The sequence below is a fragment of the Streptomyces sp. NPDC031466 genome (assembly GCF_055581265.1).
The window spans coordinates 71,260-93,478 of sequence record NZ_JBVIJT010000007.1 but is presented as its reverse complement, the minus strand read 5'-3'; the positions used below and the strand labels follow the sequence as shown (position 1 = coordinate 93,478).

Sequence of the window (22,219 nt, the reverse complement as noted above, 5' to 3'; positions counted from 1 at the left end):
CATCTTCGCCGCGCGCGGGGAGGGAACGGCCCCACGGGGACCGGTGCAGTTCAGGGCGCATGAGAACGGCCGGAGCGCACAGCGGCGGCGGTGACCCGGAGTGTCCGGTTCCGTACGGTTCGTGTTGTGGCGAACTCATGACCTGTTTTGCACGCCCTTGCCCTTACGGAAGGGGGGTACACGGCCATTACGCTTGCCCCTTGGTCCCCCCGTCCATCCAATCGGAACGCGAGATTCATGACCGTCACCGGCATTGACGATGTACTGCTTGTCCACGGCGGCACCCCGCTGGAGGGCGAGATCCGTGTCCGCGGCGCGAAGAACCTCGTGCCCAAGGCCATGGTTGCCGCGCTGCTCGGCAGCGCTCCGAGCCGGCTGCGCAACGTCCCCGACATCCGCGACGTGCGTGTCGTGCGCGGCCTGCTGCAGCTGCACGGCGTGACGGTCCGTCCCGGCGAGGAACCGGGAGAGCTGATCCTGGACCCGTCGCACGTGGAGAGCGCCAACGTCGCCGACATCGACGCCCACGCCGGCTCGTCGCGGATTCCGATCCTCTTCTGCGGGCCGCTCCTGCACCGCCTCGGGCACGCCTTCATCCCCGGCCTCGGCGGCTGCGACATCGGCGGCCGTCCCATCGACTTCCACTTCGAGGTGCTCCGCCAGTTCGGCGCGACCATCGAGAAGCGCGCCGACGGCCAGTACCTGGAGGCCCCGCAGCGCCTGCGCGGCACCAAGATCCGCCTGCCCTACCCGTCCGTGGGCGCCACCGAGCAGGTCCTGCTCACCGCCGTCCTCGCGGAGGGTGTGACCGAGCTCTCCAACGCCGCGGTCGAGCCGGAGATCGAGGACCTGATCTGCGTCCTGCAGAAAATGGGCGCGATCATCGCCATGGACACCGACCGCACCATCCGCATCACCGGTGTCGACAGCCTCGGCGGCTACAACCACCACGCCCTCTCGGACCGCCTGGAGGCCGCCTCCTGGGCTTCCGCGGCCCTGGCGACCGAAGGCAACATCTACGTCCGCGGCGCCCAGCAGCGCTCGATGATGACCTTCCTGAACACCTACCGCAAGGTGGGCGGCGCCTTCGAGATCGACGACGAGGGCATCCGCTTCTGGCACCCGGGCGGCTCGCTCAACGCCATCGCCCTGGAGACGGACGTGCACCCCGGCTTCCAGACCGACTGGCAGCAGCCGCTGGTCGTCGCGCTGACGCAGGCCGCGGGCCTGTCCATCGTCCACGAGACGGTGTACGAGTCGCGCCTCGGCTTCACGTCCGCGCTCAACCAGATGGGCGCGCACATCCAGCTCTACCGCGAGTGCCTGGGCGGCTCCGACTGCCGCTTCGGCCAGCGCAACTTCCTGCACTCGGCGGTCGTGAGCGGCCCCACGAAGCTCCAGGGCGCCGATCTGGTCATCCCCGACCTGCGCGGCGGCTTCTCTTACCTCATCGCGGCCCTGGCGGCCCAGGGCACGTCCCGGGTGCACGGCATCGACCTGATCAACCGCGGCTACGAGAACTTCATGGACAAGCTCCAGGAGCTCGGCGCGAAGGTCGAGCTGCCGAACGGCAGGACGGCGCTCTAGCAGCCCGTGGCGCGCCGGCCGGCGCGCTGCCCGGCGCATACGAAAGGGGCGGTCACCCAGTGGGTGACCGCCCCTCTCAGCTGCTCGGGGTTACTTCCCCTTGGCCGCTTCCTTCAGCTTGGAACCAGCCGAAACCTTGACGCTGTAGCCGGCCGGGATGTTGATCGGCTCGCCGGTCTGCGGGTTACGGGCGGTGCGAGCGGCACGGTGGGTGCGCTCGAAGGTCAGGAAGCCGGGGATGGTGACCTTCTCGTCGCCCTTGGCGACGATCTCGCCGACAGTCTCGGCGAACGCGGCCAGCACGGCGTCGGCGTCCTTGCGGGTCACCTCGGCGCGGTCGGCCAGCGCGGCCACCAGCTCACTGCGGTTCATGTTTGTACTCCCGTGTTCTTTTGCCGTTGAGGCGTGATCGAAGCCGATGCTGCCAGGGTCCTCGGACAGTCCCCGGACCCGGGTCTTGCGTCAGACCCTCGCGCCCGATTACGCATCCTGCCCCCACCTGCGGCGGGAAAGCCAATCCGGCACCCTCCGAAGGGCCGCAGGGCCATGGTCCGCCACCCTAAAGGGGCGTTTACGACCGGGCCTCCCGCGACGCGCCGAGGTCAGGCGGACGTGGGACCCGTCACAGCGGCGCCCGCGGCCTTCGCCGCGGTGCGCACCGCACCGGCCACGGCGCCCGCGACCTTGTCGTTGAAGACGCTCGGAATGATGTAGTTCCGGTTCAGCTCGTCCTCGGCGACGACGTCGGCGAGCGCGCCCGCGGCGGCCAGCATCATCTCCGTGTTGACGGTACGCGACTGGGCGTCGAGCAGGCCGCGGAAGACGCCCGGGAAGACCAGGACGTTGTTGATCTGGTTGGGGAAGTCCGAGCGGCCGGTGGCCACGACCTCCGCCGTCTGGCGGGCGATCGCCGGGTCGACCTCGGGGTCGGGGTTCGCGAGCGCGAACACGATGGCGCCCTCCGCCATGGCCGCGACGTCGTCGCCGTTCAGCACGTTCGGGGCCGAGACGCCGATGAACACGTCGGCGCCGACGACGGCCTCCTTGAGCGTGCCGGTCAGGCCCTCGGGGTTGGTGTTGTCGGCGATCCAGCGCAGCGGCGAGTCGGCGGCGGCGGAGACCAGGTCCTCGCGGTCGGCGTGCACGACACCGTGGATGTCGGCCACCACGGCGTTCTTGACGCCCGCCGCGAGCAGCAGCTTGAGGATCGCCGTACCGGCCGCGCCGGCGCCCGACATGACCACGCGTACGTCGCCGATGCCCTTGCCCACCACGCGCAGCGCGTTGGTGAGCGCGGCCAGGACCACGATCGCGGTGCCGTGCTGGTCGTCGTGGAAGACGGGGATGTCCAGGGCCTCGCGCAGCCGCGCCTCGATCTCGAAGCAGCGGGGCGCGGAGATGTCCTCCAGGTTGATGCCCGCGAAGCCGGGGGCGATCGCCTTGACGATCTCCACGATGGCGTCGGTGTCCTGGGTGTCCAGGCACAGCGGCCAGGCGTCGATGCCGGCGAAGCGCTTGAAGAGGGCCGCCTTGCCCTCCATGACCGGCAGGGCGGCCTTCGGGCCGATGTTGCCGAGCCCGAGAACGGCCGATCCGTCCGTTACGACCGCAACGGAGTTGCGCTTGATGGTGAGGCGGCGCGCGTCCTCGGGGTTCTCCGCGATCGCCATGCAGACCCGGGCGACACCCGGGGTGTAGATCATGGAGAGGTCGTCACGGTTCCTGATGGGGTGCTTGGACTGCATCTCGATCTTGCCGCCGAGGTGCATCAGGAACGTACGGTCGGAGACCTTGCCGAGGGTCACGCCCTCGATGGTGCGCAGCTGCTCGACGATCTCGTCGGCGTGCGTGGTGGAGGACGCCGCGATCGTCACGTCGATCCGCAGCATCTCGTGGCCGGAGGCCGTGACGTCGAGGCCGGTGACCGAGCCCCCGGATGACTCGACGGCCGTGGTGAGCTGGGAGACCGCGGTTCCGCTCGCGGGCACCTCCAGCCGGACCGTCATCGAGTAGGAGACGCTGGGCGCCGTTGCCATGGCCGACTTCCTCTGCTTTCACCTTGTAGCTGTTGCCGTCCGATGGTCGCACCTACCAGCGGGTACGTGGTAGTCGCCCCGGATTGAGAACGTTTTGTTCACCGGCGGTCACACCGCGCTGTCGGATCGATTTCGGAAAGATGTTTCCACCATACGAGAAGTTGGGGGAAACAGAAAGAGGCCCACGTCACTTGGTGACGTGGGCCTCTCCCGTACGTTCATGACACCGGCCCGCCATGCTCGCCTCGCGGCAAGTGGTCGCTCGTGGCGACGAAGGTTGGGCCCGGGGGCTTGGATCGAGCCGGTGCCACATCCAAGGTAACAAACGAATCCCGCATGGCAATTCCGTCCCGGGAACTCAATCCCGGAGCAGGTCCGGCACGCCCCGCTCGTCCGGTTCGTCCCGCTCCCCCGAGACCACCGTGAGCTGCTGCGTCGCCCGCGTCAGCGCCACGTACAGCACCCGCAGGCCCGCCGGGGACTCGTCGGCGATCTCCGCGGGCGAGACGACGACCGTCGCGTCGTACTCCAGGCCCTTGGCCTCCAGGCTGCCGAGCGCCACCACGCGGTCGCCGAGCCCGTCGAGCCAGCGGGCCGCCTGGTCGCGGCGGTTCATCGCGACGACCACGCCGATCGTGCCGCTCACCCGCTCCAGGAGCCGGGCCGCCTCCGCGCGCACGCACGCGCCGAGGTCCCCGTCGCGCACCACGGAGAACCGCGGCTGCACGCCGGTCGAGCGGACCGCCGACGGGGACAGGGCGCCCGGCATCGCGAGGGCCAGGACCTTGGCGGCCAGCTCCGCGATCTCGGCGGGGTTGCGGTAGTTGACGGTGAGCGTGAAACGGCGGCGCGGGCGGCTGCCCAGGGCCTCGTCGCGCGCCGCGGCCGCCTCGTCCGGGTCCGACCACGAGGACTGCGCCGGGTCGCCCACCACCGTCCAGGTGGCGTGCCGCCCGCGCCGGCCGACCATGCGCCACTGCATGGGGGTGAGGTCCTGCGCCTCGTCGACGATGACGTGCGCGTACTCGGTGCGCTCCGCCGCCAGGCGCTCGGCGCGCTCACGCTGGGTCTCCTCGCGCTGCGGCATCAGCTCTTCGAGGCCCGTGAGCAGGTCCAGGGGGTCCAGCTCCTTCTTCTTGCGGGGCCGGTGCGGCGTGCCGAGGATCGCCTGGAGTTCGTCCAGGAGCGCCACGTCGTGCACGGACAGGGCGTCCCGCTTCAGGGAGCGGGCGACCTTGCGGACCTCGCCGGGGTCCAGGACGCGCCGGGCCCAGCGGCCGAGGCGCCGCTCGTCGCCCATCGCGGCGAGCACCGCGCGCGGGGTCAGCTCCGGCCACCAGGCGTCGAGGAAGCGGATGAAGTCGTCCTCGGAGGTGATGTCGTCGTCGAAGGAGGAGCGCAGCTCGGCGGCCAGCTCGGGGTCGGAGTGGCGGCCCGCGGCCCCCGACTGCGACCACAGGGCGTCCAGGAGGAGCTTGCGGGCGCGCGGGCGCAGCAGGTTGACCGGGGCGGTCCCGCCCAGGGCGTTGCGGCGGATGCGGTTCAGCTGCTCCGCGTCCAGTTCCAGCCGACGGCCGAACGCGACGACGCGCAGGCGGGTGGGGGCGCCCTGGGGCTCCCTGGGCGCGGGCGCCGGGTCGTCGCCGAAGGTCAGCTGCTCGTCGCGCGGGGGCGCGGGCCTGGCCGCCACGCCCTCCAGTGCGCCGCGCGCCGCCTTGCGCAGCACCGTCAGCATCCGGGAGGAGCCCTTGACGCGGGCCACCGCCGGGGAGTCGTACACCGTGGCCTCGACGCCGTCGACCAGGGAGCCGACCGCGCGGATCGCCACCTGGCCCTCCTCGCCGAGGGAGGGCAGGACGCCCTCGGTGTAGGCGACCAGGAGCGGGGTCGGGGAGACGATGAGGATGCCGCCCGCGTATCTGCGACGGTCCTGGTAGAGCAGGTAGGCGGCGCGGTGCAGCGCCACCGCCGTCTTGCCGGTGCCGGGGCCGCCCTCCACGTACGTCACCGACGCGGCGGGCGCGCGGATCACCATGTCCTGTTCCGCCTGGATCGACGCGACGATGTCCCGCATGGAGTGGCTGCGGGCCTGCCCGAGCGCGGCCATCAGGGCGCCGTCGCCGATCACCGGGAGCTTCTCGCCGTCGAGGTAGGCGGTGATCTCCGGGCGCATCAGGTCGTCCTCGACGCCGAGGACCCTGCGGCCCTTGGAGCGGATGACGCGGCGGCGCACGACGCGGCCGGGGTCGACGGGCGTGGAGCGGTAGAAGGGGGCGGCGGCGGGCGCGCGCCAGTCGATGACGAGCGGGGAGTAGTCCGCGTCCAGGACGCCGATGCGGCCGATGTGCAGCGTCTCGGCGATCTCGGCCGTGTTGTCCTCGTTGACGGCGCCCTCGGCGGGCTCCACGGCCGTGTAAGCGCCGTCGGGGCCCTTCTTGCCGTCCTTGCCCCGGAGCAGGTCGATGCGGCCGAAGAGGAAGTCCTCGAACTCGTTGTTGAGCCGGTTGAGGTGGACCCCGGCGCGGAAGACCTGCGCGTCGCGCTCGGCGAGCGCGCCGGGCGTGCCGACCTGTGCACGCTGCGCGGCGTCGTTCATCAGGAACTCGGCCTCGTGGATCTTCTCCTCGAGGCGCCGGTAGACCTGGTCGAGATGGTCCTGCTCGACGCTGATCTCGCGGTCGCGAGTGCCTGACGGCATTACTGCGTTGACGTCGGCCACCGGGGCCCCTTTCAAGCGTGCTGCTGCCCCTGTTGAGCAGCCGTCCACCGTACGCGAAAGGGACCGTGCTTGTGCACCCGGCAGCGGTTACACGTCGACCCTGACCAGCCGGTCGCCGTCGAACGTGGTCACCTCGAAGTGATCGATGTCGTTGCGGTCCATCGCGGCGCCCCCGTGGACGTACAGCGGGCCGCGCGCCCACTTGTCCGGGCTGTCCTTGATGCCGTAGCCCCACTTGGGCACCGACCAGCTGGTGACCGTCTCCTTGGCACCGTCCTTGCCGACGGCGACCAGGGAGCACTTCAGCGGGCCCTTGACGTTCTTCAGCTCCAGGACGGCGTGGGTGCCCCACGCCTTCTTCTCGGTGCCGACCGTGGCGCTGACCTTCGTCGCCGGGTCCGTGGCCCCCGCCTTCTCGTCCATGTGGTGGAAGAAGGCGTCCTCGGCGGGGCTGGTGGGGTGCGGGTCGGCGGCGACGTCCTCGGGGCCGCCGCCCTCGCCGCTCACCGCGAGGACCGTGAGCGGGCCGCCGACGATCAGCGCGACCGCCACCGCGACCAGGAGCAGACCCCGCCTGCGCCGCTGCTCACGCCGGCGCGAGACCTCGCCGAGCAGGCGGTCGGCCAGGCGGGGGCCCGGGCGGGCGGCGAGCTGGTCGCCGACGGTCGGCGCGCGGTGGGCGCCGTGTCCGCCGTGCCCCCGGTGCCCGTCGTGGCCCCCGCGCCCGTCATGGCCCCCGTGCCCTTCGGGGAAGCCGGCCAGCGCGGCCAGCATCGGCTCCACGCCGGACAGCTCCGCCAGCTGCCGCGCGCACGGCTCGCACCCGGCGAGGTGCGCCTCGAACCGCGCGGCGTCGGCCTCGTCCAGGACCCCGAGCGCGTAGGCGCCGACGCTCTCGTGGACGGTCTCGTCCTGCCACCCGCCCTGGTGGCCGTGGAACCCGGTCATGCCGTCACCCCCCGCTCCTCCAGTGCGAGCTTCATCGAGCGAAGCGCGTAGAAGACCCGTGAGCGGACCGTGCCGCTGGGAATGCCCAGCGTCTGCGCCGCCTCGTTGACCGTACGCCCTTTGAAGTAGGTTTCAACAAGTACCTCTCGGTGCGCGGGAGTCAGGTCCTCCAGCGCGTCGGAGAGTGTCATCAGCCACAGCGCCTTATCGATCTCGTCCTCCGCGGGGATGACCTCCAGCGGCGACGGATCGACCTCCTGCGGCCGGGCCTGCCGGCTGCGGTGGCCGTCGATGACGATGCGCCGGGCGACCGTCACCAGCCAGGGGCGTACCGAGCCGGTCGCCCGGTTGAGCTGACCGGCGTTCTTCCAGGCACGGATGAGTGTTTCCTGCACGACGTCCTCGGCGCGCTGCCGGTCTCCCGCGACGAGCCGCAGCACGTACGCGAGGAGCGGGCCCGCGTGCTCGCGGTAGAGCGCGCGCATCAGCTCCTCGTCCGGGCCCGCCGGCCGGCCCAGTCGGTGCCGGGGCGGCTGGCGGCGTTCATCGGCCACGGCGGAATCCTTGCGCACGTCTGCCTCCGGTGTCCGCCCTTCGGGCGGGTCGGGCGGGTCTCACGACGGGGATACGTACGCGGGGCACGGGGCGTTCAACGCCTTGTGGGGCGGGTTGGGTCCGGATGCGTAACGGGGTGCGGGTCCCGGCGCAGGCTCAGGTGCGGGCGAGGGCCGCCCTGCGGCGGTGCCGGGCCACCCGCTCGCGGTTGCCGCACACCTCGCTGGAGCACCAGCGGCGGCGGTGTCCGCGCGAGGTGTCCAGATAGACGAGTGGGCAGTTGTCGCCCTCGCACCGGCGGATCCTGGCGCGGGCCTCGGGGTCGGTGAGCAGGTCCACGGCGTCCCTGGCGAGGCAGGCGACGAGCGCCGCGCAGTCCGGGTCCTCGCGCAGGGCGCGGACCAGGGTGCCGTCGGCGGCGCGGACCGCACGGGGGGCCGGGGGCGCCTGGGCGGCGAGGGCGTTGACCCGCTCCAGGGCTTCGGCGGCCGGCCTGTGCTCCATCTCGCCGAGGACCGACTGCCGTATCTGGCCGCGCAGTTCGTGGAAGGCGGTGAGCCACGCGGGGCCCGCGGCGCGCAGGGGTGTGCCCGCCGGGACGAGGCCGGTGCCCATGAGCCAGGCGCGCAGTCCCGCCACGGAACCGAGCCGTTCCACGGGGTGGGTGGTCGCCACGAGATCCAGACAGCTCCGCCCGGAGTCGAACCGCGGCTCGTACGGAGCGGAGGCCGTGCCCAGCGCCATGCGTCTGTCACCGCCTCGGGGGTCGCCGGTGAGTGAGGGCGGCCGCGTGCCACCGGTTCGAGGCCGCCGCGCACCGCGTACCCCCTACAGTGCCCGTCCCCCGCCGGGTCCGGAACCCCTGCCACCGCACGCATCGGACGAGCCGTCAGCTTTCCGGGACGGACGGTTGCTTGTTCCGCACCGGGGTCGGGCCGGTGGTCACTGGCCGTACTTGGACTCCGCCGTCGGGTCGACCGCCAGGCGGTACCCCCGCTTGACCACCGTCTGGATCAGCTTCGGCGCCCCCAGCGACGTGCGCAGCCGGGCCATCGCCGTCTCCACCGCGTGCTCGTCGCGGCCCGCGCCGGGCAGCGCGCGCAGCAGCTCGGCGCGGGCGACCACCCAGCCGGGGCGGCGGACGAGGGCGCGCAGCAGGGCCATGCCCGCGGGCGGCACGGCCCGCAGTTCCTCGTCGACCAGCACCGCGTGGCCGCGGATCTCGACCCGGTGCCCGGCGACGGGCAACACCCTTGCGCGGGACGGCAGTTCCTGGCACAGCAGCTGGACGAGCGGGCCGAGCCGGAAGCGCTCGGGCTGCACGGTGACCACCCCGCGGGACTGGAGCGGCAGCGCCGTCACGGGACCCACACAGGCGGCCAGGACGTCATGGTCGAGGGCGGCGAGGAACTCGGCGGCCATGCCCCGCTCCTCCGCCCGCGCCAGCAGCGAGGCGGCGGCGGGCGCGCTGGTGAACGTCAGCGCGTCCACGCCCCGCCCGGCCGTCGCGTCGAGCAGCCGGTCCACGGGGGCGAGGTCCTCCGGCGGCAGCCAGCGGTACACGGGTACGCCGACGACCTCCGCGCCCCCGGCCTCCAGCGCCTCGACGAAGCCGGGCAGCGGCTCGCCGTGCAGCTGCAGGGCGATGCGCCGGCCGGCGACGCCCTCGCCGAGCAGCCGGTCGAGGACCTCCGCCATGGACTCGGAGGAGGGCGACCACTCCTCGGTGAGCCCGGCGGCGCGCACCGCGCCCTTCACCTTCGGCCCGCGGGCGAGCAGCTCCACGCCGCGCAGACAGCCGAGCAGGGCGTCGCCGTACCCCCAGCCGTCGGCGGCCTCGATCCAGCCGCGGAACCCGATGGCGGTGGTGGCGACCACGACGTCCGGGGCGTGGTCGATCAACTGCCGTGTCGCGTCGAGCAGTTCACTGTCGTCGGCGAGCGGCACGATGCGCAGCGCGGGTGCGTGCAGCACGGTGGCGCCGCGCCGCTGGAGCAGCGTGCCGAGCTCGTCGGCGCGGCGGGCGGCAGTCACGCCCACGGTGAATCCGGCGAGGGGCCCGGGCGCCGGCTGCGCACCGGGTGACGGGCCGGGTGAGGGGCTGCTGGGCTGTGGTGGAGTGGCGTGCATGGTTCGTCTCGTCTCGTCCCGCTCGTGGCTCGTGGGCGGCGGACGACCGAGCCTGTCAATCGTGCGTGACAGGCCCGGATCACGGCGATGTCCGCCGTGTTACGTCACACCTCGGCGTAGCTGAGCTGCGGCTTCGCGTCAGGGTCGGCTCCGGCGGCCGTCCGCGTGGCCGCCTTCCCGCGAAGGTATACGGCCCAGGTGAGGACCGAGCACACCCCGTAGAAGGCGAGGAACCCGACGTAGGCCCCCGTGCCCGACCCGGCGCTCTGGAAGGACTGCCGCAGCGCGAGGTTGATGCCGAGCCCGCCGAGCGCGCCGACCGCCCCGATCAGCCCCATCGCCGCCCCCGACAGCCGCCGTCCGTAGGCCGCGGCCTCCTCGGCCACCAGCCCCTTGCGCTCCGCCTTGGTCTGGAAGATGCCGGGGATCATCTTGTACGTCGAGCCGTTGCCGAGTCCGGTGAGCACGAACAGCGCGATGAAGGCGCCGACGAACAGCGGCAGCGACTCCTTGACGGAGGCCACCACGATGACGCCGGTCGCGGCCCCCATCCCGACGAAGTTGCCGAGGGTGATGCGGGCCCCGCCGAACCGGTCGGCGAACCGTCCGCCCACGGGCCGGATGAGGGAGCCGAGCAGCGGGCCGATGAAGGTGATCTGGGCGGCCTCCAGCGGCGTCCGCCCGAACTGCGTCTGCAGGACGAGCCCGAAGGCGAAGCTGTACCCGATGAACGAGCCGAACGTCCCCACGTACAGGAACGCCATGATCCATGTGTGCGCGTCCCGCGCCGCCGCCTTGACGGCCCCGGTGTCATTGCGCACGGAGGAGATGCTGTCCATGTGGCGGGCGGCGCAGAAGACGGAGAGGAGGATCAGCGGGATGTAGATGCCGAGCACCACCCGGGGCCCGCCGCTCGCCCCGATGACGGCGAGCCCGACGAGCTGCACGACCGGTACGCCGATGTTGCCGCCCCCCGCGTTGAGGCCGAGCGCCCAGCCCTTCTGCCGCAGCGGGAAGAAGGAGTTGATGTTGGTCATGCTGGACGCGAAGTTGCCCCCGCCGACGCCGGTGAGCAGCGCGCACACCATGAAGGTGGTGTAGGAGGTCCCCGGTTCCATGACCGCGAAGGCGGCGACGGTCGGCGCGAGCAGCAGCGAGGCGGCGATGACGGTCCAGTTGCGGCCGCCGAAGCGGGCGACGGCGAAGGTGTACGGGACGCGGACGACGGCGCCCACGAGGGTGGCCATCGACACCAGGAAGAACTTGCCCGCCGGGTCGATCCCGTACTCCGGTCCCATGAACAGGACCAGCACGGACCACATGCTCCAGATGGAGAACCCGATGTGCTCGGAGAGCACCGAGAAGGCGAGGTTCCGCCGGGCGACGCGCTCGCCCCCCTCCTCCTTCCAGAACCTCTCGTCCTCCGGGTCCCACCGCTCGATCCACATCACGTGCCTCCACGGCTAGTCCGCAACCACGTCCGCGTCCACATCCGCGTCCGCGCCCACCGGCCTCGGCCGGCGCGGCCGAAGTGGCGTCGGTCCCGAAGGTAGGGAGAGCGCGTTTCGGTCCTGTGGCGTCCAGTGACCGGCGGGGAACGTTGCTCTCACCGGGGGCGGGGCGGGGTGGTGAGGGTGGGCCGCCGCCGAGGGCGTGGGCGGCCGCTCAGCCGAGGTGGGTGTCCCCGAGGGAGACCAGGAGGCGGCGCAGCGCCCAGTCCAGCGCCTCGCGGTCGGCGGGGGTCAGGGCGGCCAGCATGCGCTCCTCGTTGGCGATGTGGTCGACCACCGCGCGGTCCACCAGGTCGAGTCCGGCCTCGGTGAGGCGTACGCGGATGGCCCGGCGGTCGGCGGGGTCGGGGCGGCGCTCGATCAGCCCCTTGCGCTCCAGCTTGTCGAGGCGGTTGGTGATGGCGCCCGAGGTCACCATCGCGGTCTTGAGGAGGCCGCCCGCGGTCAGCTCGTGCGGGGCGCCGACGCGGCGCAGCGTGGCGAGGACGTCGAACTCCGGGAACTCCAGGTTGTACTCGGCGAACACCTTCTTCATGCCCTTGCTCAACAGGTGGTCGGCGCGCTTGATGCGGCCCACCAGGGCCATCGCGTCCAGGCCGGAGAGTTCCAGGTCGGGGCGTTCGCGGCGCCACTGGGCGCGGAGCTCGTCGATGGCGTCGGGGCGGGGGTCGGCGGGCTGCTGCTCGGCGCGCTGCTGGTCGGCCATGGGTGTGCTGCTCCTTCTGGTCCCTCTGGTCGATATGGGCGAGGGATCTCTCAGTGCTCGGTATCTGAACGCCGGGCATCTCAACGACACATCTCTCAACGTTCAGATACTTGACGTTCGCGGATCGCCGGTCCATATTTATCTCAACGTTGAGAATAACAGCGTTCAGGGGAACAGCGAGGGGAACCGTCATGTCCGTCAGCAAGAGCACCGCCGCACAGCGTCCGGCCGCACAGCCCGCGGCCCCCGGCATCCGGGCGCCCCGCACCTCGGCCAAGGCCGCCGCCGGCGTCGCCGCGCTCGCCGCCATCGGCCCGGCCACCTGGGGCACGACCTACGTGACGACCACCGAGCTGCTCCCCCCGGACCGCCCGCTGCTCGCCGCCGCCCTGCGCGCGCTGCCCGCCGGCCTGATCCTGCTCGCGCTCACCCGCCGACTGCCGCGCGGCGACTGGTGGTGGAAGGCCGCCGTGCTCGGCATGCTGAACTTCGGGGCGTTCTTCCCCCTCCTCTTCTTCGGCGCCTACCGCCTGCCCGGCGGGGTCGCCTCCACGATCAGCGCGGTCATGCCGCTGCTGGTGGCGGGCCTCGGGGCGGGCGTCCTGAAGGTGCGGCCCACCCGCCGTACGTTGATCGCGGGCCTGGTCGGCGTCGTGGGCGTCGCCCTGCTGGTGCTGCGCGGCACCGCGGCGGTCGACGCCACCGGGATCGCCGCGATGCTGGTGGCCACCACGCTGATGGCCCTGGCCGTGGTCCTCAGCAAGCGCTGGGGCCGCCCCGAGGGAGTCTCGCTGCTCACGCTCACCGGCTGGCAGCTCACCGCGGGCGGACTGGTCCTCGCGCCCCTCGCCCTCACCGCGGAGGGCCTGCCCGACCACTTCACCGGCGCCAACATCGCCGGATACGCCTACCTCGGCGTCATCGGCACGGCCATCGCGTACGCCCTGTGGTTCCGCGGCATCGAACGCCTCCCCGCCTCCTCGGTGTCCTTCCTCGGCCTGACCAACCCGGTGGTGGCGACGCTCGCGGGCCTGCTGCTCCTCGGCCAGACACTCACGTTCTGGCAGGTCGGCGGCCTGATCCTGGTGCTGGCGAGCGTCGTCCTCGGCCAGAACCTGCGCCGCGCCGGCAGGTCCTGACCCCGCCCCTCGTCACCGAACACGACCACGCCCACGTACACGAACACGAGGAGAACCCATGCGCATCACCGTCTTCGGAGCAGCGGGAACCGCCGGCAGCCGCGTCGTCACCGAGGCGCTGACCCGCGGCCACGAGGTCACCGCGGTCGTCCGCGACCCGGCCCGCTTCGGCGCACTGCACCCCCGCGCCACGCACCGCACGGGCGACGCGGGGGACCCGGACCAGGTGGCGGAGCTGGCCGCCGGGCAGGACGTCGTGGTGAACGCCACGAGACCGGCGCCGGGCCGCGAAGCCGACCACGCGGCCGTCACCAGGGCCCTCCTGGCGGGCCTCGCCACCACCCCGGGCGTCCGCCTCCTGGTCATCGGCGGTGCGGGCAGCCTGACGGTCCCCGGCACGGACGGCATCCAGGTGATCGACGACCCGAGGTTCGTCCCCCCGGCGTGGCGCCACGTGGCCGAGGCCTCCAACGCCCAGTACGAGGCTCTCCGCACCGCGGACACCCCCGTGAACTGGACCTACCTGAGCCCCCCGGCGCTCCTGGAACCGGGCATCCGTACGGCCCGCTTCCGCCTCGGCGAGGACGAACTCCTGGTGGACGCGGAGGGCAAGTCCGCCCTGTCCATGGAGGACTTGGCGGTGGCCCTGCTCGACGAGGCGGAATCCCCGCGCCACCCCCGCGGTCGCTTCACGGCCGGATACTGAGCGGGAGCTGAGCGCGGCCCCTCGGGGGTGACGGCCATCCGTCAGTCCTGGCCCCTCATGACGAGAGCGTCCACGTCCGGAAGCCAGCCGTCCGCCGGCCTCTCCAGCCACCCCTCGGCCGCGGCCAGCTCCGCCGCGGCCGCGCGCACAGCGGCAACTCCCGGATGGATCAGCCCCTTTGGCCACACCAGTGACACAGGGGAGAGCGGTACGGGGTCGATCAGCGGCCGCAGCTCGGCGCCCGGCATGGCCGGAAAGTCCACGACGGCCAGGGCCGGATGACGCTTCTTCGCCATGATCCGCTCGAACTCGTCGGGCCCCACGGCGAGCGGCGCGGGCGGCGCGAGACGGATGCCGCGCCCGTCGAAGAGCCGGCGCGCGAGGTCGGTCCACTCCAGCGTCCCGGGGTTGCCGGCGCCCGCGTACACGCTCTCCCCGGCGAGCGCGTCCAGCGGCACGGCGGGGAGCCGGGTCAGCGGGTGGCCGTGGGGCAGCAGTACCGCCATCGGCTCGTACCGCACGGGCTGCTGGGCGAGCACGGCACGCAGGGCGGGGTCGAGACCGGCGTACCGGCCGAAGGACATGTCCAGCCGTCCGGCGAGCAGCTCGGCGGCGGCGCCGGTGAGGCCGCTCTCGAAGCGGGCCATCAGCTCGCACTCGGGGGCGAGTTCGCGGGCCCGCTCCAGGATCCGCCCGAGGACGAGACCGGGGCTGTTGAGGTCGACCAGCAGGGGCCGCGCGGCTCCCGTGAACGCGGCGACCAGCTCGTCCTGCGCCTGAAGGACCCGCCGCGCGTACGGCAGGAGCCGCTCGCCGTCGGCGGTGAGGGCGACCTGCCGCGTCGAGCGGGTGAAGAGCTGGGCCCCCACCTCCCGCTCCAGGCGCCGCACGTCCCGGCTCAGCGCCTGTTGTGCCACGTACAGCCGGGCGGCGGCCCGGGTGAAGTGCAGCTCTTCGGAGACGGCGACGAACGCGCGCAGCAGGCGCGGTTCCACGTCACGGGAGAGTGCGGGCCCCGCGACGCGTTCTCCGGCGGGTCGTGCGCCATGCTCTGCGGTCACCGCCGGAACTTACAACGCGGGCGCGTGAATCGGCGCCCAGAAGGTGTTGGACCCCGTCGGCCGTCCCGGGCGAGCCTGAAGATCCACACCCCGTGCCGGCCCCGGCCCACACCCCGCGAAGGCCCCCCGCATGCCCCTCCCCCGCACTCCTTACGCCCGCCTCTTCGCCATACCCGGCGCCACCGCCTTCACCGTCGGCAACCTCGTCGCCCGGCTGCCCATGGGCATGTTCAGCGTGAGCGCCGTCATCATGATCTCCGGCGCCCGTGGTTCGTACGCCCTCGCCGGCGCCGTCACCGCGACCGGACTCGCGGCGACCGCCGTCGTCGCGCCCTGGACGGCGCGGCTCGTCGACCGGCACGGACAGGCCCGCGTCGCCGTGCCCGCCACCGTGATCGCCGCGCTCGGCTCGCTCTCGCTGCTGCTGTGCGTGCGTCACGGAGCACCCGACTGGACCCTCTTCGCGTCGTACGCGGCCACGGCGACGACCCCCAACACGGGCGGCATGTCCCGCGCCCGCTGGGCGTACCTCCTCAAGGGCGACGCCGGGGCCGTGCACACGGCCAACTCCTTCGAACAGGCCGCCGACGAGCTGTGCTTCATGCTCGGTCCGGTCCTCGCGGCCTTCCTGTGCGGCGCGCTCTTCCCGCAGGCGGGCACGTTGGCCGGCGTGGTGCTGCTGCTGACCGGCGTGCTGGTCTTCGCCGCCCAGCGGGCGACGGAACCGCCGCCCCGGCCTCGTACGGACTCCTCCACCGGGGCGGCATCGCCGCTTCGCGCGCGCGGGATGCCCGCTCTGCTGGTCGCCTTCCTCGCCACCGGTGCCGTCTTCGGCTCCCTGGAGGTCGTCACGATCGCCTACGCCGACGCGCGGGGCCACAAGGGCGCCGCCGGGGTGATCCTCGCGCTCCAGGCCGCCGGTTCCTGCGCGGCGGGCCTCGTCCTCGGAGCGGTGGAACCGCGTGGCCCGCTCGTGCGCCGGCACCTGCTGTGCGGTGCCGCGATGGCGGGCCTGATGACGTTTCCGCTGCTCACTACGGTGGTCACGGAGTCGCTCGTGGTCCTGTCCGGGGCGCTCCTGGTCGCGGGGATGGCGACCGCGCCCACCATGGTCACCGGCATGACGCTGGTCCAGCACCGCACCCCCGAGGGGCGGCTGAACGAGGGGATGACCCTCGCGGTGACCGGCCTCCTCGGAGGCATCGCGTGCGGCGCGGCGGGCGGCGGCTGGGCGGTGGAGCGGCTCGGCCCCGTCGGGGGCTACTGCGTGCCGGTCGCCGCCGCCTGCCTCGCCCTGCTGCTCAGCAGCGCGCAGGCTTGCGCCACGAGCACTCCACGTCACCGTCCTGGCCGTCGCCGCCGTGTTCGGCCGCGCGCGTCGAACGGGGCATGACCGGCACGGCCTTGTCCTCGGTGGAGGAGGCGAGGGTGACGACGATCGCGTCCTCCAGCGCCTTCACCGAGGGGGCCAGGTGGTTGTTGAGGATGACGCTGAACACCAGTTCGCGGCCGCCCTTGTCCTTCACATAGCCGGACAGCGCGGAGGCGCCCGTCAACGTGCCGGTCTTGGCGCGGGCGTTGAGGGCCGCCGGGGTGCCGCACATCCGGGAGCGGAGCGTGCCGCCGACGGACTTGCCGGGCCCGCAGGCCACCGGCAGCGACGCGTACCAGTCCGCGAACCACGGCTCGCCCTTCACCGCACGCAGCAGCGCGATGTACTGGTCGGCCGGGGCGTTGTCCTTGCGCGAGAGCCCCGAGCCGTCGACCTGGCGCAGCCGGCCCGGGTCGACGCCGGCGGTCTTCAGATAGCCGCCGATCGCGGTGATGCCGTCGCCCCAGCTTCCCGGGCGCCCCGTGGCCTCGTACCCCATGGCCTTGGTGAGGCTCTCCGCGTGCATGTTGTTGGAGAGTTTCATGAACGGCACCAGGAGGTCCTTCAGCTTCATGGACGCGTGCGAGGCGAGCCGCCGGGCGCCCTCGGGCGTGGCGGTCCCGGTCCGGGTCGGCCCGCTCACCCGCACCCCGTGCGCGGCCAGCGCGTCCCTGAAGACGGCGGCCGCGTACCCGGTCGGCTCCCAGACGGTGACCCACTCCTTGGTGGTGGCCCCGCCGACCGGGACCGTGCCGCTGACGGTGAGGGTGTTCGTGCCGTGCCGCCGCTCCACGGCGAGGGTGTCCGCGCCGCCCCCGGCGACGGTCCGCGCCCGCAGATCGATGTCCACGTAGTCGGTCCTCGGCGTCAGGGTGACCCGCGGCCTGTCCCCGGCCCTCGCCCCCGGCGCCACCTCGACGATGACCGTGCCCGTGTCGTAGTCCGTGTCGGGGGCAAGGCTCAGGGCGCTGATCTGCGCCGCGTAGTACGCGGACTCGTCGTCGGCGCTCCAGGTGTCGCCGACGCGCCGGGCGTCGAAGCGGGTGTCGTCGGCGATCAGGCGCCCGGAGACGCGCCGGATGCCGGAAGCGGCGACCTGCGCGGCGAGCCGGTCGTAGTCCCCGGCGAGCGTCGTGGGGTCGCCGGTGCCCCGCAGATACAGGTCGCCGCGCAGGACGCGCCCCTGCCGTTCGCCGACGGCGAATACGTCGGTGGTGAACCGGTGGTCGGGCCCCAGCAGCTCCATGGCGGCGGCCGAGGTGAGCAGCTTGGTGTTGGAGGCGGGCATGAGGCGTCCGCCGGGCCGGTGGCGGTAGAGGACGTCGCCGGTCGCGGCGTCGGCGACGACGACACTGGCGACGGCGCCCTCCAGCCGGGGGTCGCCGAGGACGGTGTCGATGGCCTCGGGCAGCCCCGAGCGGTCGGTGTCGGCCCCGGCGGGAGAGCCGACGGAGAGGGTGGCCGCCGTGACGGCGAGCACGGCGGGCCAGATCCAGTGGCGCATACGGTGGTTGACGCGTCTCACGGGTCTTCTCATGACCCTGGAGCATCCCGGAAGGCGCCGCCGGGCGACAGACCCCGCTCCGGCCGGACACGGAAAAAGCCCCCTGGCCGGGGCCAGAGGGCTTCAACCTCACATGGGAATTGTGGAGATGGCGGGAATCGAACCCGCGTCCAACGGTGCAGAATCAGGGCTTCTCCGTGTGCAGTTCGCTGCGATTTTCTCGGCCCCGGCGATCACGCGAACAAGTCGCCGACGGGCCCAGTCACTGTTTGATTTCCTCCTGGACCCCGTGACCGGGTCCAGAAGTTTAGTTCCCTAGCTGATGCCAGGATCCGGGTCGGGAACAGCCCCGGGCTGACACTTCACCGAGTCGCTACTTAGGCAGCGAGGGCGAAGGAATCGCGCTTGGTGTTGGCGATTATTGTTTGCGACATATGGTTTACGAGATCATTGCCGCTTCCTCGACACGCTTCCCCTGCTTCGACATCCGCTGTCGAAACCGATCATCCCCATGTTGTTTTTTCAATGTGGGCCCCTGCTGGGCGGGGACCCGGTGCTCCTGCCGTGCGGAGCAGAACCCATCGTACGTGACCAACGCCCGACGGTGCCAGCCCATTCCCGCGGGCGCCCGGCCCCGGCCGCGGCCCCGGCGGACGGCTAGGCGATGCCCTGCCGGCGCCGCGCCGCCGAGACCGCGCGGTTCGTCTCCCGCGTGTCCTGCTTCTCGCGCAGCGTCTGCCGCTTGTCGTACTCCTTCTTGCCCTTGGCCAGCGCGATCTCGACCTTGACCCGGCTGTCCTTGAAGTACAGGGCCAGGGGCACGATCGTGTGACCCGTCTCCTGCGACTTGGACTCCAGCTTGTCGATCTCCGCGCGGTGCAGCAGGAGCTTGCGCTTGCGCGTGGCGGAGTGGTTGGTCCACGTGCCCTGCACGTACTCCGGGACGTGGATGTTGTGCAGCCACGCCTCGCCCCGGTCGATCTGCACGAAGCCGTCCACCAGGGAGGCCCGGCCGAGCCGCAGCGACTTGACCTCGGTGCCCATCAGCACCAGGCCGCACTCGTAGGTGTCCAGGATGATGTAGTCGTGCCGCGCCTTCTTGTTCTGCGCGACCATCTTGCGGGCGGGGGCCTTCTCATTGGCCTTCGCGGCCTTGCGTTTTACCTTTTCCTTCGCCATAGTGCGGCCATTTTCGCACTACGAGGGGGGTCCGAGGCCAGTCAATACCGCTTCGGCCCGCTCCTTCGCCCCGCGCTCGACCTCCAGGTCCGGGGAGATGCCCCGCCCGTCGACGGCCCGCCCCGAGGGGGTGCGGTAGTGCCCGACGGTCAGCTCCGCGACGGAACCGTCCGGAAGACGGCTCGGCATCTGCACCGACCCCTTGCCGAAGGTCCTGGAGCCCACCACCACCGCGCGGCCCCGGTCCTGGAGGGCGCCCGTGAGCAGCTCGGCGGCGCTCATGGTGCCGCCGTCCACCAGCGCCACCACCGGCCGGTGGGCGTCGCCGCCCCGCTCGGCGTGCAGGGCCCGCTGCTCGCCCCGCACGTCGTACGTGGCGACGAGACCGCCGTCGACCAGCGCGGACGAGGCGGTGACCGCCTCCGACACCAGGCCTCCGGAGTTCCCGCGCAGGTCGAGCAGGATCCCGGCGCCCTCGGGGGCCGTACGCACGGCCGTGCGTACGGCCTCACCGGAGCCCTTGGTGAACGCGGCGACCTTGATCATGACGGCACCGTCGGACAGCTCGGTGACGGTGACGGAGTCCGTGGAGAGGCGGGCCCTGCGCAGCGTCTCGCTCCACGCGCGCGTGCCGCGCGTCAGGCCCAGGCGCACCGGGGTGCCCGCGCGGTCGCCGCGCAGCAGGGCGACGACCTCCGTGACGGGGCGGCCGGTGACGCGTTTGCCGTCGACGGCGCGCAGGCCGTCGCCCTCGCGGATCCCGGCACGCTCCGCCGGCCCGCCCTTTTGGACCCGGGAGACCTCGATGCGCCCGTCGGCCCCGCGCCGGGCCCACAGTCCGACGCCGGTGTACGCGCCGTCCAGGGCCTGCTCGAACTTCCGGTACTCCCCGTGGGAGTACACCGAGCCCCAGCGGTCCCCGCTGCGACTGACGGCCTTCTCGGCGGCGTCCTTGGCGGACTTGCCGTCGGCCATCGCCTCGGCGGCGGCGTCGGCGGCCTCCTCGGCGGTGCCGGCCTCGGCGCCGAGCGGGGCGACGGCGCCCGAACGTGCCGCTGGGGGCGGCGGGTTTCGGCCGTCGTCCGCCGTGTCGCTCCAGGAGCCGGTGGCGGCGCCGGTGACCAGGGCGCTCGCGAAGACCAATGTCAGCGTGGCCCCGCGGCGGAGGCGGCGGACGCGCGGGGGCACGGCGAGCCGATCGGCGAACCGGTCGAGACCTGACATGCCGATGAGTCTAGGACAACGAGGGGCGCCGCACGGTTGGTTGGACCATGCGGCGCCCTGGTACGGCGAGGGTACTCGTCACACCTTGAGGTACTTGCGCAACGCGAAGAAGGCGGCGAGCGCGGGCATCAGCAGGCCGATCGCGAGCACCAGCGGCAGCTTGGTGAGGACCGCGTCCCAGCCGATGAAGTTGATGAGGTTGATCTTCTCGGAGAGCGCGAGACCGTGGTCGATCATGAAGTAGCGGCCCGCGACGAGCATGCCGCAGGCGAGGGCGCCGCCGATGAGCCCGGCGACGGCGGCCTCCATGATGAACGGCATCTGGATGTAGAAGCTGGAGGCGCCGACCAGCCGCATGATGCCCGTCTCCCGCCTGCGGCTGAACGCCGAGACGCGCACGGTGTTGACGATCAGCATCAGCGCGACGACGAGCATCAGCGCCATCACGGCGACGGCCGCCCAGTTCATGCCGTTGAGCAGCTCGAAGAGGTTCTCCAGGTAGTCCTTCTGGTCCTCCACGGACTGCACGCCGTCACGCCCCGAGAAGGCGGTGGCGACGACCTGGTACTTCTCCGGGTCCTTCAGCTTGACGCGGTAGGACTCCTGCATCTGGTCCGGTGTGAGGGAGCTGGACAGCGGGGAGTCGCCGAACTGCTCCTTGTAGTGCTTGTACGCCTCGTCCGCCGTCTCGTGCGTGACCGTGTCGACGACCGGCATCTTCTTCAGATCCCGCAGGATCTGGTCCTTCTGCTCGTTCGTGACGGCGCCCTTGGCGCACTTGGGGTCCTGCTCGGCGTCCGCCTTGTTGCACAGGAAGATCGAGACGTTGACCTTGTCGTACCAGTAGCCCTTCATCGTGCTCACCTGGTCGCGCATGAGCAGCGAACCGCCGAAGAGGGCGAGCGAAAGCGCTACGGAGACGATGACCGCGAAGGTCATCGTGAGGTTGCGGCGGAGACCTACGCCGATCTCCGACAGGACGAACTGGGCGCGCATGGCGGCCTTTCAGTGGATCAGGTGGATCAGATGGTACGGGCGGGGCGTAGCCGTCAGTGCTGGTAGCCGTAGACGCCGCGCGACTGGTCGCGCACGAGACGGCCCTTCTCCAGCTCGATGACCCGCTTGCGCATCTGGTCCACGATCTGCTGGTCGTGGGTGGCCATCACGACGGTGGTGCCGGTGCGGTTGATCCGGTCGAGCAGCTTCATGATGCCGACGGAGGTCTGCGGGTCGAGGTTGCCGGTCGGCTCGTCGGCGATGAGGAGCTTGGGCCGGTTGACGAACGCGCGCGCGATCGCGACGCGTTGCTGCTCACCGCCGGACAGCTCGCCGGGCATCCGGTCCTCCTTGCCGCCGAGACCCACCAGGTCGAGGACCTGGGGCACGGACTTGCGGATCTCGCCGCGGGACTTGCCGATGACCTCTTGCGCGAAGGCGACGTTCTCGGCGACGGTCTTGTTGGGCAGCAGGCGGAAGTCCTGGAAGACGGTGCCCAACTGGCGGCGCATGTGCGGCACCTTGAAGTTGGACAGACGCGCGAGGTCCTTGCCCAGGACGTGCACCTGGCCGTGGCTGGTGCGCTCCTCGCGCAGGACGAGGCGCAGGAAAGTGGACTTCCCGGAGCCGGAGGACCCCACGAGGAAGACGAACTCGCCCTTCTCGATCTCCAGGGAGACGTCCCTGAGCGCGGGGCGGGTCTGCTTGGGGTAGGCCTTGGAGACGTTGTCGAAACGGATCACGGATGCACCACGGGTTGCCGGGGGTAGGTGTGCGTGACCCTACGCGAACCCGGTGTGCGAGCGCAGTCGGCGTCCGGAGTTGCGCGGTTTGTCGCGCTGGTAC

The 22,219-nt window shown here is 72.0% G+C and carries 19 protein-coding genes and 1 other RNA gene; 4 read left to right on the top strand and 16 right to left on the bottom strand.

The genetic code is table 11. From position 1 onward, the window contains the following. Positions 1 to 237 precede the first annotated feature (237 nt). Complete coding sequence (gene murA, locus ACZ5GP_RS18340; RefSeq protein ID WP_361076277.1) at positions 238 to 1,587, top strand: UDP-N-acetylglucosamine 1-carboxyvinyltransferase; 1,350 nt, start codon at positions 238 to 240, stop codon at positions 1,585 to 1,587. 90 nt (positions 1,588 to 1,677) lie between these two features. Here the strand turns inward: murA and ACZ5GP_RS18335 are convergent, their stop codons facing one another. From ACZ5GP_RS18335 to ACZ5GP_RS18295, 9 genes are all read right to left on the bottom strand, one after another. After that, positions 1,678 to 1,959 carry an HU family DNA-binding protein gene (locus tag ACZ5GP_RS18335; RefSeq protein WP_016645140.1) on the bottom strand — a complete coding sequence of 94 codons (282 nt, stop codon included), beginning with the start codon at positions 1,957 to 1,959 and terminating at the stop codon, positions 1,678 to 1,680. Positions 1,960 to 2,189: 230 nt separating this feature from the next. After that, positions 2,190 to 3,623 carry an NAD-dependent malic enzyme gene (locus ACZ5GP_RS18330; protein ID WP_358584573.1) on the bottom strand — a complete coding sequence of 478 codons (1,434 nt, stop codon included), beginning with the start codon at positions 3,621 to 3,623 and terminating at the stop codon, positions 2,190 to 2,192. A 358-nt stretch (positions 3,624 to 3,981) separates the two neighbouring features. After that, positions 3,982 to 6,321 carry a HelD family protein gene (locus ACZ5GP_RS18325; protein ID WP_468752150.1) on the bottom strand — a complete coding sequence of 780 codons (2,340 nt, stop codon included), beginning with the start codon at positions 6,319 to 6,321 and terminating at the stop codon, positions 3,982 to 3,984. 108 nt (positions 6,322 to 6,429) lie between these two features. Next, positions 6,430 to 7,290 (bottom strand): zf-HC2 domain-containing protein, encoded by an 861-nt coding sequence (locus ACZ5GP_RS18320; RefSeq protein ID WP_468751838.1) that lies wholly within the window; start codon positions 7,288 to 7,290, stop codon positions 6,430 to 6,432. Continuing rightward, complete coding sequence (locus tag ACZ5GP_RS18315; protein ID WP_361076285.1) at positions 7,287 to 7,862, bottom strand: sigma-70 family RNA polymerase sigma factor; 576 nt, start codon at positions 7,860 to 7,862, stop codon at positions 7,287 to 7,289. Before ACZ5GP_RS18315 ends, ACZ5GP_RS18320 begins: the two co-directional genes overlap by 4 nt. 139 nt (positions 7,863 to 8,001) lie before the next feature. Then, positions 8,002 to 8,589, bottom strand: a complete 588-nt coding sequence (locus tag ACZ5GP_RS18310) for a CGNR zinc finger domain-containing protein (protein WP_468751837.1) — start codon at positions 8,587 to 8,589, stop codon at positions 8,002 to 8,004. 198 nt (positions 8,590 to 8,787) lie between these two features. Beyond that, positions 8,788 to 9,975, bottom strand: coding sequence for a uroporphyrinogen-III synthase (locus ACZ5GP_RS18305; RefSeq protein ID WP_468751836.1), 1,188 nt, complete (start codon positions 9,973 to 9,975; stop codon positions 8,788 to 8,790). Positions 9,976 to 10,079: 104 nt separating this feature from the next. Beyond that, positions 10,080 to 11,423 (bottom strand): nitrate/nitrite transporter, encoded by a 1,344-nt coding sequence (locus ACZ5GP_RS18300; RefSeq protein WP_468751835.1) that lies wholly within the window; start codon positions 11,421 to 11,423, stop codon positions 10,080 to 10,082. A 217-nt stretch (positions 11,424 to 11,640) separates the two neighbouring features. After that, a complete protein-coding gene (locus ACZ5GP_RS18295; RefSeq protein ID WP_468751834.1) occupies positions 11,641 to 12,192 on the bottom strand; it encodes a MarR family winged helix-turn-helix transcriptional regulator in 552 nt (183 codons plus the stop codon). Between the two features lie 191 nt (positions 12,193 to 12,383). Here ACZ5GP_RS18295 and ACZ5GP_RS18290 point away from each other — a divergent pair, with 191 nt between their 5' ends. Both ACZ5GP_RS18290 and ACZ5GP_RS18285 read left to right on the top strand, forming a co-directional pair. Continuing rightward, on the top strand, positions 12,384 to 13,331 hold the full coding sequence (locus ACZ5GP_RS18290) for an EamA family transporter (protein ID WP_468751833.1): 948 nt from the start codon (positions 12,384 to 12,386) through the stop codon (positions 13,329 to 13,331). A gap of 58 nt (positions 13,332 to 13,389) precedes the next feature. Next, positions 13,390 to 14,037: an NAD(P)-dependent oxidoreductase gene (locus ACZ5GP_RS18285; RefSeq protein WP_468751832.1), complete on the top strand. Its 648-nt coding sequence runs from the start codon at positions 13,390 to 13,392 to the stop codon at positions 14,035 to 14,037. A gap of 41 nt (positions 14,038 to 14,078) precedes the next feature. Here ACZ5GP_RS18285 and ACZ5GP_RS18280 read toward each other — a convergent pair whose 3' ends face one another. After that, entirely contained in the window at positions 14,079 to 15,032 is a 954-nt protein-coding gene (locus tag ACZ5GP_RS18280; RefSeq protein WP_468752149.1) for a LysR family transcriptional regulator, read from the bottom strand. A 196-nt stretch (positions 15,033 to 15,228) separates the two neighbouring features. Between ACZ5GP_RS18280 and ACZ5GP_RS18275 the strand changes: the two genes are divergently transcribed. Next, entirely contained in the window at positions 15,229 to 16,491 is a 1,263-nt protein-coding gene (locus tag ACZ5GP_RS18275; protein ID WP_468751831.1) for an MFS transporter, read from the top strand. Here the strand turns inward: ACZ5GP_RS18275 and dacB are convergent. The 6 genes from dacB to ftsE all read right to left on the bottom strand — a co-directional run bounded on the left by dacB (position 16,400) and on the right by ftsE (position 22,116). Next, a complete protein-coding gene (gene dacB / locus ACZ5GP_RS18270; RefSeq protein WP_468751830.1) occupies positions 16,400 to 18,007 on the bottom strand; it encodes a D-alanyl-D-alanine carboxypeptidase/D-alanyl-D-alanine endopeptidase in 1,608 nt (535 codons plus the stop codon). The genes ACZ5GP_RS18275 and dacB overlap by 92 nt on opposite strands. Before the next feature lie 107 nt (positions 18,008 to 18,114). Next, positions 18,115 to 18,485: a transfer-messenger RNA gene (gene ssrA / locus ACZ5GP_RS18265) on the bottom strand. 146 nt (positions 18,486 to 18,631) lie between these two features. Next, entirely contained in the window at positions 18,632 to 19,153 is a 522-nt protein-coding gene (smpB, locus tag ACZ5GP_RS18260) for an SsrA-binding protein SmpB (RefSeq protein ID WP_468751829.1), read from the bottom strand. A gap of 18 nt (positions 19,154 to 19,171) precedes the next feature. After that, entirely contained in the window at positions 19,172 to 20,377 is a 1,206-nt protein-coding gene (locus tag ACZ5GP_RS18255) for a S41 family peptidase (protein WP_468751828.1), read from the bottom strand. 78 nt (positions 20,378 to 20,455) lie between these two features. Beyond that, positions 20,456 to 21,373 carry a permease-like cell division protein FtsX gene (gene ftsX, locus ACZ5GP_RS18250; protein ID WP_358584551.1) on the bottom strand — a complete coding sequence of 306 codons (918 nt, stop codon included), beginning with the start codon at positions 21,371 to 21,373 and terminating at the stop codon, positions 20,456 to 20,458. A gap of 53 nt (positions 21,374 to 21,426) precedes the next feature. Further along, positions 21,427 to 22,116 carry a cell division ATP-binding protein FtsE gene (gene ftsE / locus ACZ5GP_RS18245; RefSeq protein WP_358584549.1) on the bottom strand — a complete coding sequence of 230 codons (690 nt, stop codon included), beginning with the start codon at positions 22,114 to 22,116 and terminating at the stop codon, positions 21,427 to 21,429. Positions 22,117 to 22,219: the final 103 nt, after the last annotated feature.